This window comes from Cupriavidus sp. 05N40, from assembly GCF_056397305.1.
The window spans coordinates 1-14,690 of the sequence record NZ_JBFTND010000015.1; the positions used below are offsets into that span (position 1 = coordinate 1).

Consider the following 14,690-nt stretch of genomic DNA (forward strand, 5'->3'; position numbering starts at 1 on the left):
CGCCGGCACGGCGTGCGGCCCGGCGAGCCAGCGCAGCGGCACGCGCGTGGCGAGCGCTGCCAGCAGGGCGCGCCAGCACGGCGGCACATCGGCCAGGCCAGCCAGGTCGACCGGGCCGAGCAGCGCCGGCGCGTGCGCGAGCCGTGCCAGGGCGGCCTGCGCCAGGTCGGTCGGCCGCTTCATGCCGGCGGGCAGCCGCGCCAGCACCGCGGCCTCCAGCCTGGCCATGGAAGCGAGGCGGGCATGCCGGGCGGCGCGTTCCTGCAGGTCGATGCCGGCACGCCAGGCCTTGCGCAGCGAGTCGGCGGCGGCGTCGACCATGCCGGGCAGGTCCTTGATGCCGTCCAGCTCGCCCAGCGGCGTGAGCGGCAGCGCGCCCTGGATGGCCGCGCGCAGGCTTTCGTCATTCACCGGCACGAGGAAGCCGCCGGCCAGGCGCGCCGCCATCTGCTCCATGCCCATGATCTGCAGGCCGTGGATGCGCTCGCGCGCAGCCTTCAGCCGCCACTCGCGCGTGGCCAGCCGGCCCTGCACGATCACTGTCCGGCGATCGCCTTCTTTCAACATCCTTTCCTCCTGCATTGCGCCTGGCGCGGTGTTCGACGAGCCCGGCGATGATTCATGAAGTCGCCCCGTCCGGCTACCCCCTGCGCGTGTGGGGCGGCCCGTCGCCAGGGGCGCCGCGGGCGATGGACCGCTGCGCGCTCCTGCCCGCGCAGGGTCAGCGGCCAACGGCCTGGTCCAGTGCCGTCAGCACGCCCAGCGCGGTGCCCTGCAGGCCGATGCCCGAGCCGGTGTCGCGCACGCCGGCCTGGCGGGCATTGATGCGGATGAGCCGCGCGGCGTGGCGTTCGCCGAAGCGTCTCGCCGTGGCGATGTCGGTGCCCGCGCCCAGTTCGATGACCACGATGTCGCCGCGCCCCTGGGTCCAGGCGTTGAGCCTGGCGCGCGACAGGGCCTCGCGCTCTTCGACCCACGAGTAGTCGCCGAACATCAGGATGTTGGGCCGTGCCATGCTGCCGCAATGCGGGCAGTGCGGCGGCGTGTTGAGCAGCAGGCAGCGCGCCTCGTCCACCTCGGGCTGGAAGTCGTCCGCGCTCCAGGTCTGCGCGGCGCACGGGAGCGTGCACTGCAGGACGTGGATCGAACCGTGGCATTCGTGCACCTTGGCGGCGTCGAAGCCCGCGCGCTGGAAATGCCCGTCGACATTCGAGGTGAAGACCCGGTAGCCGTCCGGCATGCTCTCGGCCCAGCGGCGCAGGATGCCGAAGCCGGCATGCGGCACGGTGCGCCGGTAGAGCGCCAGCCGGTGGCCGTAGAAGCCCCAGGCCATTGCCGGGCGCGTCTTGAAGGCGCGCGGCGCGGCGATGTCCTCGAAGCCCAGGCCGGCATCGCCGAGGGCAGGGTAGGCGCGCCAGAAGCCCTCCGGCCCGCGGAAATCCGGCAGGCCGGAATCCACGCCCATGCCCGCGCCGGCGGTGATCAGCAGCGCGCGTGCGTTGCGGATCCAGCCGGCGGCCAGTTCGATGTTTTCGTCTTCGGTATTCATGCGTGTTCCTGTGGACAGGGCGCAGCCGCTTATCGGGCGGCCTGCTGGCCCGCGTCCTTGCGCCAGTCGGTTGCGAGGTAGGCCGAAAGGATGTCTTTCATCGATTCCTGATGTTCTTCGACGTCCGTGTCGCGCCAGTGTGCCTGCGCATACACCAGCGCGGATTTGAGCGAATCCAGCTTTACCTGGTTCATTTCGTTGAAGCGAGCCCGCTTTTCCTCGAAAGACTTGTTGCCGAACTCCGAGTTGATGCTGCGCGAAACCAGCGTGAGATTGCCGAAGGCGTCCAGCCATGTCTTCGTGACAGTGATCTCCCTGCCGGGCGGCGGGGTCTGCGGGAACACATGCTCGACCGAATTGCGGGCCGTGATCCGGAAGTGCCTGAGCTTCTCCGCGGTGATGACCGTACCGGGCGGCAGCGCTGCCTCGCCTGCCTTTTGCGAGAAGCGATGCCAAAGCACGTATTCCAGCTTGTAGAACCAGTAGTGCGGAAAGCCCACGCCCAGGCTGCCGCGCAGGAGATCGCAGTGCGGCTTGCCCGCGGCGGGGGCATTGGCTCCGAGGAAATCGCGCGAGCGTTCGATCAGGGGCCGGGTGTCCTCCGTGCACAGCAGGAAATTGTCCAGGTGCTGCAGGAAGCCGGTGCAGGTTTCCGGCGTGACGCTCTGTTGCCGGTGCAGGAAGGCCAGCAGCGGCGTGACCCAGTATTGGGTGGTGATCTGCTGCGAGTGGTAGAGCATGCTCTGCAGCAGCGAAAACGCGCGCAGCGACTCGGGCTCCTCCCAGTCGCGCACCAGGCTGGTGTTGAGGCGGAGCTTGCGGATCAGGTGTACCTCGCCTTCATTGTCGGGCGTCACCCATTTGATGATGAATTTGTCGAACAGGTACCGCACCTCCCACAACAGGCAGATAAAGCGCCTGACGTCATCCGGACCCGGCTCCCGCCCGAAGAAGTGCTGATGGAAGATCGCCAGCAGATCCTTGTCGGCGATGCGGTCGATGTCTTCCACGGCCTCGTGCCGGCGCTCCGACTCCTGCTGCAGCCAGATGCGCAGTACATGCTGCAGCAGCACGGAGAAGCCGAAGATGGAACGCACGGCGCGGCCTTCGTCCATGGCTTGCGCAGGCGGGTCGCCGGCGGCGCCCGCCTTGTCGTCCGTGCCGGCAGGGCGGCCCTGCGCGGCGTCCGTGGCTTGCGGGCGCAGGATATCGGCCAGCGAGCGCAGCTGGACCCCGGGACCGCCAGGGGTACGCCTTGCGATCTGGTCCAGATGTGCGATCACGCGGTGAGCGTTCGCGAGGGCCTCGCCTTTGCCGCTGGGCATTTCACCTGCGAAGAGCGCCGTCACCGGGTGGTTCGTCAGCTGCGCGAGGTTGCGTTCCACGTAGCCGTTCATGCCGGCGCACGCATCCCATAGCCAGGCGTAAGACTGCGAGCCGGCCGCGCCGGCGGTCTCGAGCACGCGCAGCATGCGCGCCTTGAGGATCTCGTGGTGCTGGAGTTGAATGCCGCGGTTGTTGATTACCTCGAACAGCTTGTTGAGGTCGGTCCTGGCGGGGATCTCGGTCTGGACGATGCTGACGTTGCCAAGCAGGAAGCGGTTGAATTGCTCGCGCGTGACCCGGTAGTGCCTCCGGTCGTCTCCGCCCACATTGCCGGAGTGCGGCGCAGTCGCCTGGCCACCCGTGGGCAGCGCATCCCGGAAGCGGCGGATTTCGCGCTGCGCATCGAGCAGGGATGCCAGGCCATCCGCGTCCGCGCGCGACAGGCCTTCGGGCGCAGCCTCGTGCTGATGCTGTCGAAGACACTGTTCCAGGTAGCGATTGACCGAATCGCGGATCGCAAACGACAGGCGAGGCCGGACCACGCCGGCCTGCTCCACCGAGAGGAAGGACTGCAGGCTGTCGCCCTCCCCCCATACCTGCGCGATCAGCCACAGCGTGGTGAAGCGTTGCTGGCCGTCGATCAGTTCCAGCACCGGGGGCGCGCCGTCAGTGTCGCCGCGGCGCATCACCAGCGTACCGCCGAGATAGTAGATCGGCGTGTCGCGCTCGCAGGCGCTGAGCAGGTCCTCCATCAGCGTACGCACCTGGTCGGTGCCCCAGACGTAGAGCCGCTGGTAGATCGGTACCTCGAAGCAGAGCCGTTGCTCGATGATCTTCCCGAGGGTCAGCAGCTTCGAATCCGGCATCATGTCTTTGTTCATCATCGTGCTTGCGCCTTGGTCCCCGTCTCGGTCCATGTCCCGGCCCATGCTCCGGCCCTGTCGTCCCATCCGATGTGGGCGTGCATCCATGTGCGCTTCTCCGTCAGATCGGCAGCGCACTGCTGCCCGCAGGTGTAGTGTTTCAGGACTGCCGCCTTGTAGCGGCCGCGCACCGTGTTGCGTTCGGCCGGCTCTTTCTCATATTTGCGATAGGCTTCGTCGATATGCGGATCGGCGCGCAGGTACGCGATCACCTCCTCGGGCTCGAACGCGCCCGCGATGACATCGAGCAGGTTCAGGTGGCCGTCGCGGAAGATATTCCTCGCGGTTTCCCGCACGACGCTCTTCTGGCCCAGGCGGATGCCGCCGAGCAGGTGTTCGAAATACGTGGCAAACGCCACCAGCTTTTCGAAGCCGAAACGATCCACGTACATGACGGTGCCGAGCAGGAACACTTCGCGCAGGTACACCGAGAGCGTACTGACGACCGTGTCATACAGCGCGCGGAACCCGCGAACCTCGGCGTCGGCATGCTTGTCCAGCATCAGCTCGCCAACCAGCGCGGCGTACTTGTCGGCATAGAGGAAAAAGCCCGTGCCGGCATGGATCGGCTGGCGCATCGAGAACGGCAGGTCGGCGGGGCGGCTTGCCGGCGCGTCGGGCAGGTGGTCCGGCTGGCAGCTGTGCGACGGGTAGGTGAGCAGCGCCGCGGCGCGCCGGTTGTGCCGGCCCGGATAGAGCGGGACACGGGCCGGGTCCGCGCCGGCCGGCTGCGCGCGCTGCTGGAATTCGCGCAGCAGCGCATCGTGGGATTCGACGCCGATATGGCGCCCGCGCCAGCGCCGCGCCCGCCACAGCACGAGGTTGAACAGCGCCGGCGTGAGCTTGCCGGGCAGGTGCGGGACCGGTGCGGCCACCTGCATGGTCTCCCAGCGTTTGGCGCAGGCATGCTCCAGCGCCTGGCGCTTGTCGTCGCTGGCTTGCGGGCCGTCGGCGCGGATCGCGCGCAGATGAAAGGCCTTGAGCAGGTCGGTCGCGCCGAGCGGCACGCCGCGGTTGTTCTGTGTGTCGAAGAAGGCGAAGGCCAGGTCCTGCGCAGGCACTTCGATCACGGTAAAGCAGAGGTGGTCGAACAGCGCCTTGGGCAGGTCGCTGGCCTCGCGAAAGCTCGCCAGGGCCTGGCGGATATGCGTTGCCGAATCGACCGAGCGGTAGTTCAGGTCGGTGTTGGGCGGGAGTTCGCCATGCAGGGAAAAGTACAGGGTGCACAATGCCGTGAAGCGCTGCTGGCCGTCGATGATGTAGCGCTTGTTCTCGCCGGCGTTCCGGTGCAGGAGCATTGTGCCCATGTAGTACGCGGTGTCCCTGGCGCCATGCCAGTACGCACGGAGATCGGCGATCAGCTGGCGGACCTTTTCCTCGCCCCAGACAAAGCCGCGCTGGTAATGGTCGATCGCCAGCGGCGCGTCGCCGGGCGCGCCGATCAGTTCGGCGAAGCGCAGTACGCTGGGTTCGGTGAGTCTGTCTTTTTCGCTCATGCCTGCTTGTCCTTGCACTGGGTGCGGCGGATATCGCCGACCTGCTCCCCGAAGCCCCGCAGCCACCATTCCAGCTGCGCGGTCTCCACCACGGTGGCGCTGATCTCGAACTGCGTGTCCAGCTCGGTGACCACCTGGTCCGCCGACAGCGGCGATTCGAGCAGGTGCAGCCCGGCGTCCTTGTCGATGCGGAAGGTCAGGCGGATGCGCTTGCCCTCGCCGAAGCCGAAGCGGCCGTCGGCGTCGTATTTCTCCAGGTTGAATTCGCGGGGCCTGTCGAAGGTGTGCGGCGAGGCCAGCGCGCGGACGATGCGGTGCAGCGCCAGGGTGCGCTCGTTGTCATAGCCTTCGTAGCGGCATACCAGGTACAGGCGCGCGCCTTGCTGGGCCAGGCCAAGGGGCATCACGCGCGCGGCCTTGGCCTTGCCCGCGGCGTTCTTGTAGTCCACGTCCAGCCAGCAGTTGCCGTACAGCGCGTTGCTGACCGCCTCGAACACGCCCGGCCTGATCTTCGGCGGCAGCAGCGGCTGGGTGGTGCTGATCACCCTGACCTTGGACAGCCACTCGCGCCCGCGCTTGCCCGCGGCGCCGGTGCCCAGGTTGGCGCGCGCCTGCTGGAAGAAGCCGTCCATGGACTTCATCAGGCTGGCGGGCAGCAGGTGGCGCAGGTGCTGCTCGGCCAGCGCCAGCATGAGCGATTCCTGCTCGTTGAGCACCGGCAGCGCCAGCCCGCTGGCGCGCTCCTTCCAGCGGTAGCCGTAGGGCTTGCTACGCTCGTCGCGCTCGATCTCGAAATGCTCGCTGAGCGTCTCGAGCTGGCGCTGGATGGTGCGCAGGTCGCGCGCGTGCCCTGTATTGCTGAGTTGCTCGTGCAGCTCCGGCGCGGATATCTTGCGCCCGCGCGGAATGCGGCGCAGCAGCTCCAGCGCCAGCAGCACGGTTTCGATCGTATCGGAACGTTTCGGCATGGGTTCGTATGCTTGATCAGATTGCCGGCACGTTGCGGCCGGTGAAGCATTGCCAGAGCCGTTTCGGGCATTGCCGGAAGGCCATCAGCTTCGACTTCGATAGTGAGCGCATCTCTTTTCTTGTTGTCGTGCCCGCGCGGGCAGGCGGATTATTCCATGCGTGGACCGGCTTCACAGGAAGCCGAGCGCACCCCTCGCGCCCCCTTTGATGGCGCATTCCGCCTCGAGGGCGCGGACCAGCCCGGCGGGCGAGCCCAGCGGCCGGAAACGGTGCTGCCGCGCGGCCGCGGCGAAGTCCCCCGGCGTGAGCTTGCCCAGGCGTGCGAGCCGGCCTTGCAGGTCCGGGCCCGGCGCATCCAGTGCGAGCACACTGCATTGTCGGCACAACAGGGCCCAGGCTTGAGCCGGCGCGAGGTAGTCGAACCTGACCTTCAGGTCGAAGCGCCGCAATGCCGCCTGGTCCAGCCCTTCGACCAGGTTCGTCGAGGCCACGAACACGCCGGGGAAGGATTCCATCTGCGTCAGCATCTCGTTGACCAGCGTCACTTCCCAGCTGGCCCTGGCGCCGCGCCGGTCCTGCAGGAAGCTGTCGACTTCGTCGATGAGCAATACCGCGCCGTCCTGGGCCGCCTGCCGGAACGCCCGCGCGATGTTCTGCTCGTTCTCCCCCACCCATTTGGACATCAGGTCGGACGCCCGCCTGACGTGCAGCGGCACGCCCATCTGCTCGGCCAGCCAGCGTCCGTAGGCGGTCTTGCCGGTGCCCGGCGGCCCATACAGGCACAGCCGCCCGCCACCGGCGCGCGCCAGCCCGGCGCCGATCTCCAGCAAGTCGGCGTCGGCGCTGACCAGTGCCGGGTCGTAGGTCTGCGGCAGCCGGTCGGCGGCGGACCGGCGCAGCGGGGCATGTCCCTGCGCCTCCAGCGTATTGCCGATCAGCAGTTCCATGGCAGTGGCCGCGCCCTGGGGCCCAAGGTCTTCATGGATGGCGCGCACCACCGAGGCCGCGCGGGTCACGACGGCGGGCGCCAGCGCCTCGGATTCGGCCAGGCGCGCAACGGCGAGGCCATCCAGCAGGCCGGCGCAGGCGGTCTCGATAATGCGGGCGCGTTGCTTCCTGGGCGGCACCGGCAGCTCGAACACCATGTCGAAGCGCCGGATAAAGGCGGCATCGAGTCCCCCCGAGTTGGACAGCCACACGGTGGGCACCGGGTTCGCCTCCAGCATCCGGTTGATCCAGGCCTTGCGCTCCTGCGCGGTGCTCTTGCGTCCGAACAGGGCCTCGCCATCGTTGAAGACGTCTTCCACCTCGTCGAACAGGATCATGGCCCGGCGCTGGCCGAAGAAGCTCTGGGCGGCGCGGAAGGCGCGCAGCCTGCGCTCGCCGGTGATGGGGTCGCCGTCCTCGTCCTCGCTCGCCACTTCGAACAGCTCGCCGCCGAGGTCCGCGGCAAGCGCGCGGGCGAGCTGGCTCTTGCCGGTGCCGGGCGCGCCGTGCACGAAGATGTTCACGCCCTTGCGGCCCGACGCCAGGGCATGGCGCAGGTAAGGCCGYAGCACCGCGAGCGATGCATCGAGGTGCGCGTAGTCGCCGAGCTGCAGCTGCGCGGGCTCGGACAGGGCAACGGTGTCGCGCAACAGGCCGATCGGGTCCGCGTCGGACGAGACAATATGGTCGGCGAAGCTGCCCGAAAGCAGGTCCAGCTTGCCGCTCAGCGTGGAGCTGCTGCCGCGGTCGACCGAAACCAGGCCGGACTGCGCCAGCACCCCCTGCGTGCTCAACGCCGCGCGGACTTCCGCATCCGGCAGGTCCAGCRGCGCGGCCAGCACGTGGACCACCTTGGCCGACGAGAGTTGTCCGAGCAGGTCCGCGGTGTCGTCGAGCAGGCGTTCGTTCTTTAGCATGACGGCAAAGGCCAGGATCCGGCAGTCCGTTTCGGACAGGCCGACCAGCTCGGCCAGCCGCGCGATATTGCCGTTCAGGCAGGCGGGAAGACTGGCGTCGCGGCACTGGTCTTCGGCCTCCTGGTGTTGCTTGCGCAGCGCCGCGCGCACGGCCTTGGGATCGAAGTCGCCCTGTTCCGGATCGATCCACTTGTCGAGCCCGAGGATCTCGGCCAGCGTGTCGTTGCTGAAGCCGCCGCGCTGGACGAATTCCCGGTGGCCGCCGAGCGGCACCAGCACGCGCAGCAGCCAGAGCCGCACCGAAGGCGCGAGTTCGATGGTCATGCGGGAGTAACGGGACGGGCGGCGGCGCAGAATCATGGGTTCTCCTGTCGAATGGGGTCATTGTCGGCAGGGGTGCGTCAGATTGTGTCGCATCGCTGCGGCGACGCAAGTTGTCGCAAGGGCGGATTGCGAACGCCCGCCGCACGCAAGCCGCGCTGCCAGCCGCAATGAGGCAGAGCGGGCAGGCGGCGTCGCGCGCCGCCAGCGGCGGTGGGTTATCCTCGTGCGCTTTAGAGACAGGGGAGAAGTCCAGTGGCACGCGTGATTCCAGACGGCTGGGAAACCATGGAGGCGAGCGGCCCGGTCCAGCGCGAGCTCGAGACGCTTGCGGTGCTCGCGGCCGGGCTTCCCGACGGCTACACGATCTACCATTCGGTGCACTGGACCAACGTGGCGAACGTGCATGCGATCTACGGCGAGATCGACTTCGTCGTGGTCAACCGCGCGGGGCAACTGCTCATCATCGAGCAAAAGAGCGGCTTCCTCGAGGAGACCGCCGAGGGGCTGGTCAAGAACTACGGCACCCGTTCGAAGGTGGTCTCGGTGCAGATGGGCCGCACGGCCGATGGCCTGCGCAGCAAGCTGATGCGCAGCCTGAACGGGCAGCCGGTGTTCATCGAGCATCTGCTGTATTGCCCGGACTACACGGTGCGCAATCCGGTGACGGCGGGCCTGTCGCCGCAGCGCATCGTGGACGCGGACCGGCGCGCGCAACTCTGCCAGATCATCCAAGCGATCCTGCCGGAGGGCGAGGCCGAGCCCGGGGCGGAGCGGGTCCATCGTTTCCTGTGCGACACCATCCAGCTCGAGACCGACGTGAGCGCCCTGATCGGCCAGGCACGCTCGCTGGTGACGCGGGTTTCGGGTGGCCTGGCGCACTGGGCGCGGCAGCTCGATATCGAGCCGTTCCGGCTGCGCGTGACCGGCACGGCAGGCTCGGGCAAGACGCAGCTGGCGCTGGCCGAATACCGCGATGCGATCGCGCGCGGGCAGCGTCCGCTCTATGTCTGCTTCAACCGTCCGCTGGCCGATCACTTCGCGCGCATCGCGCCGGCGGGCGGGCTCGCCTGCACGTTCCACATGCTGTGCGAACTGGTGTTCAGGCACCACGGCGGCGTGCCGGATTTCACGCAGYCGGATGCATTCGCCAGGCTCGTCGCCGATGTGGAGCGGCTCGTGGTGCCACCCGGCTTTGTCTTCGACACGGTGATCGTCGATGAAGGCCAGGACTTCGCGCCCCAGTGGCGCGACCTGGTCTTGCGCCACGCCGCGCCGGCGGCGCGCGCGATCTGGCTGGAAGACCCGATGCAGAACCTGTACGGGCACCCGCCGGCGGAGCTGCCCGGCTGGGTGCGGCTGCGTGCGCGCAGCAACTTCCGCAGCCCGCGCCCCGTGGTGAAGCTGCTGCAGCCGCTGTTGCCGCCCGAGGTGGAGATCGAAGCCACGGCGCCCATCTCCACGGCCGACGTGGAATTCCTGGTCTACCAGGATCATGAGCTGCTCGATCGTGTGAAAGACGGCATGCGCATGTGCTACTCCGCGGGCTTCCGGCAGCAGGACGTGGTGCTGCTGAGCTACCGGGGCCGCGAGACGTCCCGGCTGCTCTGCTACGACCAGCTCGGCCCGAACAAGCTGCGCTCGTTTACCGGCGGCTATGACGCGCAGGGCCAGCCGGTGTACTCGCAGGGCGATGTGCTGGCGGAATCCGTCTTCCGCTTCAAGGGGCAGTCCGCGCCGGCCATCGTGTTCGCCGAGATCGACTTCGAATCCGATGGGCGAGAAGGAGATCCGGCGGCTGTTCGTGGGTGCGACGCGGGCGACGATGAAGCTGGTGCTGGTGTTGTCGGAGCGCGCGGCGGGCTTGCTGTACGAGCGGCTGTAGCGCTGCGAATACCGCTGCGAACCGCTGCGAATACCGCTGGCCGGGCCGCGCGAGCTGACATGCCGGCGGCCCCTCAGCGGTGCGCCGCGCGGGCGATCAGTGCGGCCAGCTGGTTGCCGCTGCCGGTCAGCCGGGCATGCGCGTCGCGCGTGACGTCGCGCTGCGGGTCGTAGCGTCCGAGCAAATGCATGTGGCTGTCGCGCGCGGTCTGCGCGCCGCTGGCATCCGTATCGATGTAGCCCATGACATGGGAGTGGGCGTCTCTCAGGGTTTCCCGGCTCATGCTGTTCTCCGTTCTCTCGGTGGGTTGGAACAGAATGCATATTGATTGCGGATCTGCGCACCGGATGCGCAGATGCGTGGCGAAACTGCACTCCTCAGCAGCTTTGGAGAGCAAGCCATGCAAGTCGTCACGATTCCGGGTTCGGCACTTGGGAACATCATCGCCAGACCGCAAGCCAAGCCGCAGCGCGTGCTGCTGCGCCGCTGGGGATTCTCCGCGCAGGAAGCCGCGGGGCTCCTGCCCGACCTGCCCTCGCTGGAAGGCCGGCTCGAGTGGACGGTGGACGAGCAGGCCAGGCCGCGTCCCGACCTCGTCATCCACCTGGTGGATGCGACCCGCCTGAGCGGCGTGTTCGGCGGTGCCCGCTGGAATGCGATGGGTCCGGTCGATGCCATGCGCCGGGCGCGCAGGCGCGGAACCAGCGAGATCGCCGTGGTGCTGGGGTCGACCCTTCATCTGCCGGCCGACCGCGTCGGCTGCTGGGTGCTGGCCGGCGAGCGCAGCCTTGCGGCCGCGCTCGGCATCGTGGCGCGGACCTCGATCGAACCGCTGCTCGAGCCCGACGCCGGCAAGCGCTCCGGCTTCCACGAGCTGGCGTCCATGAACGCGCTGTGCGTGCTTGCCAGGGAACTGGACCAGAACCGCGAGGCGCTGTGCAAGCGCATCGTCTCGGTGGTGTGGGCGGCGGTCAACCGCTCCTACTCGGCGCCGGCGCGGCTGCTGGTGGCGGCGCAGGCGCACGTGATGGACCACGTGGACTCGTTCAACCCGCACCTGCTGCAGCGCATCCGCGCGTACCGGCGCAACACCGGCTCGCTCGACCTGGCGGCCGACATCACCATCGCCTATCCGTGGCCGGCGGACTGCGTGCCGGCGCTGTAAGCGCGGCCGCTAGTCCGCGCCAGGCACGTCCGCATAGGCGAGGCATGCCTGGCGGAGGTTCTCGGCGATCTCACGGCGCAGGTGCAGGGGCGACAGGATCTCGACCCGGGCCGAGCGCTCCATCAGCAGGTTGCGGAATTCGACGGAAGGAATGACCGTGGCGGTGAGGCGGAAGCCGCCTTCCTCCTCGAGGATCTCCTGGTCATCGGCCAGCTTTTGCTCGCGGAACAGGCTCTTGATCTCGTCATCCTCCCTGACGCGGAGCTCGACTTGCACCGGCGCTTCCGGGAAAAAGGAAAAGAACTGGTTGTGCCGGACATAGGCATCCAGGTCGAAGTCGGGGTCGGGCTCGCCGGGCATGTCGGTGCAGACGGCGGACACGAAGCGGTCGAGCCGGAGCTGGTAGCGCTTGAAGCTGCGGTTGCTGCGCATGCGGCTCGCGACGAGGTAGAGCACCGGCCCGCGCTCGACCAGCGCCAGCGGCACGACCGGATACTCGGCGGGCTTGTCGCTGTCCAGGCGGGAGTTCTGGTAGCAGACCGTCAGCACGCGGGTGGCATACAGCGCCTGGCGGATGGCGTCGAGGATCTCTTCGCGGATGGGAGGCGACCTGAGCGGATAGCCGGCGTCGATGCGGACCGTCTTGGTTGCCCAGGCGCGCGCGACCGCCAGCGTGGGATCCACCGGGCTCTCCTGCAAGACCTTGGCGGCGCCCGCGAAATAGTCCTCGAGCTGGCTGGTGACATGGCTGGGAAGGTGATTGGGCGCATGCCGCTGCAATGTCAGCAGGGCGATGGCCAGTTCCAGCGGCGGGCGCCGCGCCGTGCCCGGGATCGCCTTCCTTCCKGTGCGCCACCACTTCTTGTCGCGCGAGCGCCCTTCCTTGCCGACCAGGCCGTCGTCGCACATCCGGTCCAGCGCCCGGATGATCGTGTCGCGCTGCGGGGCCTGCTGTCCGTGGAGATTCTGCACCCTGGCGATCAGCTCCCCGGAGAAGATCCTTTCTTCCGGCCGGGCAGGCATGCAGGACAGGATATCGCTTTCGAGCCGGGGCCAGTTCGCCGAGGTCGCCATCTGAGCTACCGCCTATTCACTTTTTGGGGAGGCGCTATCGTAGCGGATCTGCGCATGATTTGCGCAGATGCCATGCTAGGGCACTCGGGCTTTCCGGGGCGGGCGGGGCCGTGCCGCGCAGGCGTGGTTCAATACCGTTCGACTTCATCGCATGCAGCAGACCACCATGATCCTGATCGATACCAAGAACCTCCAGCAGGCCGCCCGCGAATTCGGCGAGGCGCGGGGCTGGGGCAAGTACCACAGCCCCAAGAACCTGGCGATGGCGCTGAGCGTGGAAGCGGCCGAGCTGGTCGAGATCTTCCAGTGGAAGACCGAAGCCGAGTCGCGCGAGATCATGTCCACCGACGAGCGCGAACACGTGGAGCAGGAACTGGCGGATATCGCGATCTACCTGTCGCAGTTGCTGAACGCGCTCAACGTGGACCTGGATGCCGCGGTGAAGAAAAAGATGGAGATGAATGCACTGAAGTATCCGGCGAAGGAACAATAGGGCAACCTTTCGTCGCCCTCTTCTCCTTTATCTCCCTTATCTCCCGTACCTCCCTCAGCCCGGCCGGAGCAGCGCAACGCCATGAAGATCCTGATTGCACGCCTGAACCACGAGACCAACACCTTTTCGCCGGTGCCGACGCCGCTGTCGTCGTTCCATCCGCACTATGGCGAGGCGGCTTACCGGGCCAGCAAGGGCACGCGCACGGCCATCGGCGCGTTCATCGACCTGGCCGAGGCGGCGGGCGCGGAGATCGTGGTGCCGGTGTCGGCGGGCGCCAACCCGAGCGGGCGCGTGGCGGCAGACGCGTATACGGCCTTGTGCGACGCCATCGTCGGCGCGGCGCGGGGGTGCGATGCCGTGATGCTTGACCTGCACGGCGCGATGGTGGCGCAGAACAGCGACGACGGCGAAGGCGACCTGCTGGCGCGGCTGCGCGAGGTGCTGCCGCATGCGCCGGTCGCGGTGGCGCTGGACCTGCATGGCAACGTGACGCAGAAGATGATCGACCACGCCGATATCGCGGTCAGCTTCAAGACCTATCCGCACGTGGACATGTACGAGACCGGCGAGCATGCCGGCCGCCTGCTGCTGCGCATGCTGCGGGAGAAGACGCGCCCCGCCCTGGCATGGCGCCGCCTGCCGCTGGTCACGCACACGCTGCGCAGCAATACCGGCGAAGGCGCCATGCAGCGCGCCGTGGCGGCGGCACGCCAGGCAGAGGCGCACGGCATGCTGGCGGTGTCCGTGCTGGCGGGCTTCGGGCTGTCGGACATTGCCGCGCCGTGCCTGAGCGTGCTGGTGGTCGGCGACGACGCCGCCGGCGCGCAGGCCGCGGCGGACCGGATCGCGGCGCAGATCTGGCAGGAGCGCGCGGGCTTCGTCTACGAGAGCGAGCCGCTGGCCGCTTCGATCGCGCGTGCGGCGCAGCTTGCCGCGGCCGGTGGCAGCGGGCCGGTCCTGCTGCTCGATCACGGCGACAACTGCATGTCGGGCGGCACTTGCGACGACATGGCGGTGCTGCGCGAGGCGCTGCGCCAGGGCTTGTCCGGCATCGCGGCCGGGCCGGTGTGCGATCCGCAGGCGGTGGCCGCGCTGCTTGCGGCCGGCGTGGGCGCCAGCGTGTCGCTGGCGGTAGGCAACAAGGTGCCGCTGGACCAGCTTGGCATCGTGGGCGAGCCGCTGGCGCTGGATGGCCGCGTGGCCGCGATCAGCGATGGCGAGTACGTCATCTCGGGTCCCACCTATACCGGCCAGCGCATCCGCATGGGCCGCACGGTGCTGCTCGATACCGGCGCGGCGCAGGTGATGGTGACCGAAACCCCGCAGGAGCACTGGGACCTGGGCATCTTCACGCATATCGGCGTGGACCCGCATGCGCAGCGCTTCCTGCTGCTGAAATCGCGCATGTACTGCCGGCCGGTGTTCGTGCCGATCGCCCGCGCGGTGGTGGAGTGCGACGGCGGCGGCGTCACCAGTTCGCGCTATGCGCAGTTTCCGTTCGCGCGGCTGGCGCGGCCGGTGTATCCGATGGATATGGCCACGCACTGGCAGCCATAGGTGCACCCGGCGCCGCCGCGGCCGT

12 protein-coding genes are annotated in these 14,690 nt (G+C 68.3%); 4 read left to right on the forward strand and 8 right to left on the reverse strand.

Annotation, left to right across the window (positions count from 1 at the left end):
• From AC1DO7_RS05770 to AC1DO7_RS05795, 6 genes are all read right to left on the reverse strand, one after another.
• Window positions 1–567 (reverse strand): hypothetical protein (locus AC1DO7_RS05770; RefSeq protein ID WP_477115872.1); only part of this gene is annotated, 567 nt, incomplete at its 3' end.
• Between the two features lie 154 nt (window positions 568–721).
• The gene (locus tag AC1DO7_RS05775) at window positions 722–1,549 is read right to left on the reverse strand and encodes an SIR2 family NAD-dependent protein deacylase (RefSeq protein ID WP_441649988.1); all 828 of its coding nucleotides are present in this window, start codon (window positions 1,547–1,549) and stop codon (window positions 722–724) included.
• 29 nt (window positions 1,550–1,578) lie between these two features.
• Entirely contained in the window at window positions 1,579–3,759 is a 2,181-nt protein-coding gene (locus AC1DO7_RS05780; protein WP_441649989.1) for a DUF262 domain-containing protein, read from the reverse strand.
• Window positions 3,756–5,294 (reverse strand): DUF262 domain-containing protein, encoded by a 1,539-nt coding sequence (locus tag AC1DO7_RS05785; RefSeq protein WP_441649990.1) that lies wholly within the window; start codon window positions 5,292–5,294, stop codon window positions 3,756–3,758. Before AC1DO7_RS05785 ends, AC1DO7_RS05780 begins: the two co-directional genes overlap by 4 nt.
• Complete coding sequence (locus AC1DO7_RS05790; RefSeq protein ID WP_441649991.1) at window positions 5,291–6,262, reverse strand: helix-turn-helix transcriptional regulator; 972 nt, start codon at window positions 6,260–6,262, stop codon at window positions 5,291–5,293. Before AC1DO7_RS05790 ends, AC1DO7_RS05785 begins: the two co-directional genes overlap by 4 nt.
• A 171-nt stretch (window positions 6,263–6,433) precedes the next feature.
• Window positions 6,434–8,527: an AAA family ATPase gene (locus AC1DO7_RS05795; RefSeq protein WP_477115873.1), complete on the reverse strand. Its 2,094-nt coding sequence runs from the start codon at window positions 8,525–8,527 to the stop codon at window positions 6,434–6,436.
• Window positions 8,528–8,743: 216 nt separating this feature from the next.
• Here AC1DO7_RS05795 and AC1DO7_RS05800 point away from each other — a divergent pair, with 216 nt between their 5' ends.
• Window positions 8,744–10,546: an NERD domain-containing protein gene (locus tag AC1DO7_RS05800; protein ID WP_477115874.1), complete on the forward strand. Its 1,803-nt coding sequence runs from the start codon at window positions 8,744–8,746 to the stop codon at window positions 10,544–10,546.
• Here the strand turns inward: AC1DO7_RS05800 and AC1DO7_RS05805 are convergent.
• Window positions 10,447–10,770 carry a hypothetical protein gene (locus tag AC1DO7_RS05805; protein ID WP_441649994.1) on the reverse strand — a complete coding sequence of 108 codons (324 nt, stop codon included), beginning with the start codon at window positions 10,768–10,770 and terminating at the stop codon, window positions 10,447–10,449. The two genes, AC1DO7_RS05800 and AC1DO7_RS05805, sit on opposite strands and share 100 nt — an antisense overlap.
• A gap of 3 nt (window positions 10,771–10,773) precedes the next feature.
• Here AC1DO7_RS05805 and AC1DO7_RS05810 point away from each other — a divergent pair, with 3 nt between their 5' ends.
• The gene (locus AC1DO7_RS05810; protein ID WP_441649995.1) at window positions 10,774–11,538 is read left to right on the forward strand and encodes a hypothetical protein; all 765 of its coding nucleotides are present in this window, start codon (window positions 10,774–10,776) and stop codon (window positions 11,536–11,538) included.
• Between the two features lie 9 nt (window positions 11,539–11,547).
• Here AC1DO7_RS05810 and AC1DO7_RS05815 read toward each other — a convergent pair whose 3' ends face one another.
• Complete coding sequence (locus AC1DO7_RS05815) at window positions 11,548–12,612, reverse strand: helix-turn-helix transcriptional regulator (protein ID WP_441649996.1); 1,065 nt, start codon at window positions 12,610–12,612, stop codon at window positions 11,548–11,550.
• 166 nt (window positions 12,613–12,778) lie between these two features.
• Between AC1DO7_RS05815 and AC1DO7_RS05820 the strand changes: the two genes are divergently transcribed.
• Together AC1DO7_RS05820 and AC1DO7_RS05825 are read left to right on the forward strand one after the other, a co-directional pair.
• The gene (locus tag AC1DO7_RS05820) at window positions 12,779–13,105 is read left to right on the forward strand and encodes a nucleotide pyrophosphohydrolase (protein ID WP_441643451.1); all 327 of its coding nucleotides are present in this window, start codon (window positions 12,779–12,781) and stop codon (window positions 13,103–13,105) included.
• Window positions 13,106–13,186: 81 nt separating this feature from the next.
• The gene (locus AC1DO7_RS05825) at window positions 13,187–14,665 is read left to right on the forward strand and encodes a M81 family metallopeptidase (protein WP_441649997.1); all 1,479 of its coding nucleotides are present in this window, start codon (window positions 13,187–13,189) and stop codon (window positions 14,663–14,665) included.
• Window positions 14,666–14,690 lie beyond the last annotated feature (25 nt).

What these genes read in the sequence shown, in the direction of transcription:
- AC1DO7_RS05775 (WP_441649988.1), bottom strand. Translation starts at nt 1,549, where the DNA reads ATGAATACCGAAGACGAAAACATCGAACTGGCCGCCGGCTGGATCCGC.
- AC1DO7_RS05780 (WP_441649989.1), bottom strand. Translation starts at nt 3,759, where the DNA reads ATGATGAACAAAGACATGATGCCGGATTCGAAGCTGCTGACCCTCGGG.
- AC1DO7_RS05785 (WP_441649990.1), bottom strand. Translation starts at nt 5,294, where the DNA reads ATGAGCGAAAAAGACAGACTCACCGAACCCAGCGTACTGCGCTTCGCC.
- AC1DO7_RS05790 (WP_441649991.1), bottom strand. Translation starts at nt 6,262, where the DNA reads ATGCCGAAACGTTCCGATACGATCGAAACCGTGCTGCTGGCGCTGGAG.
- AC1DO7_RS05810 (WP_441649995.1), top strand. Translation starts at nt 10,774, where the DNA reads ATGCAAGTCGTCACGATTCCGGGTTCGGCACTTGGGAACATCATCGCC.
- AC1DO7_RS05820 (WP_441643451.1), top strand. Translation starts at nt 12,779, where the DNA reads ATGATCCTGATCGATACCAAGAACCTCCAGCAGGCCGCCCGCGAATTC.
- AC1DO7_RS05825 (WP_441649997.1), top strand. Translation starts at nt 13,187, where the DNA reads ATGAAGATCCTGATTGCACGCCTGAACCACGAGACCAACACCTTTTCG.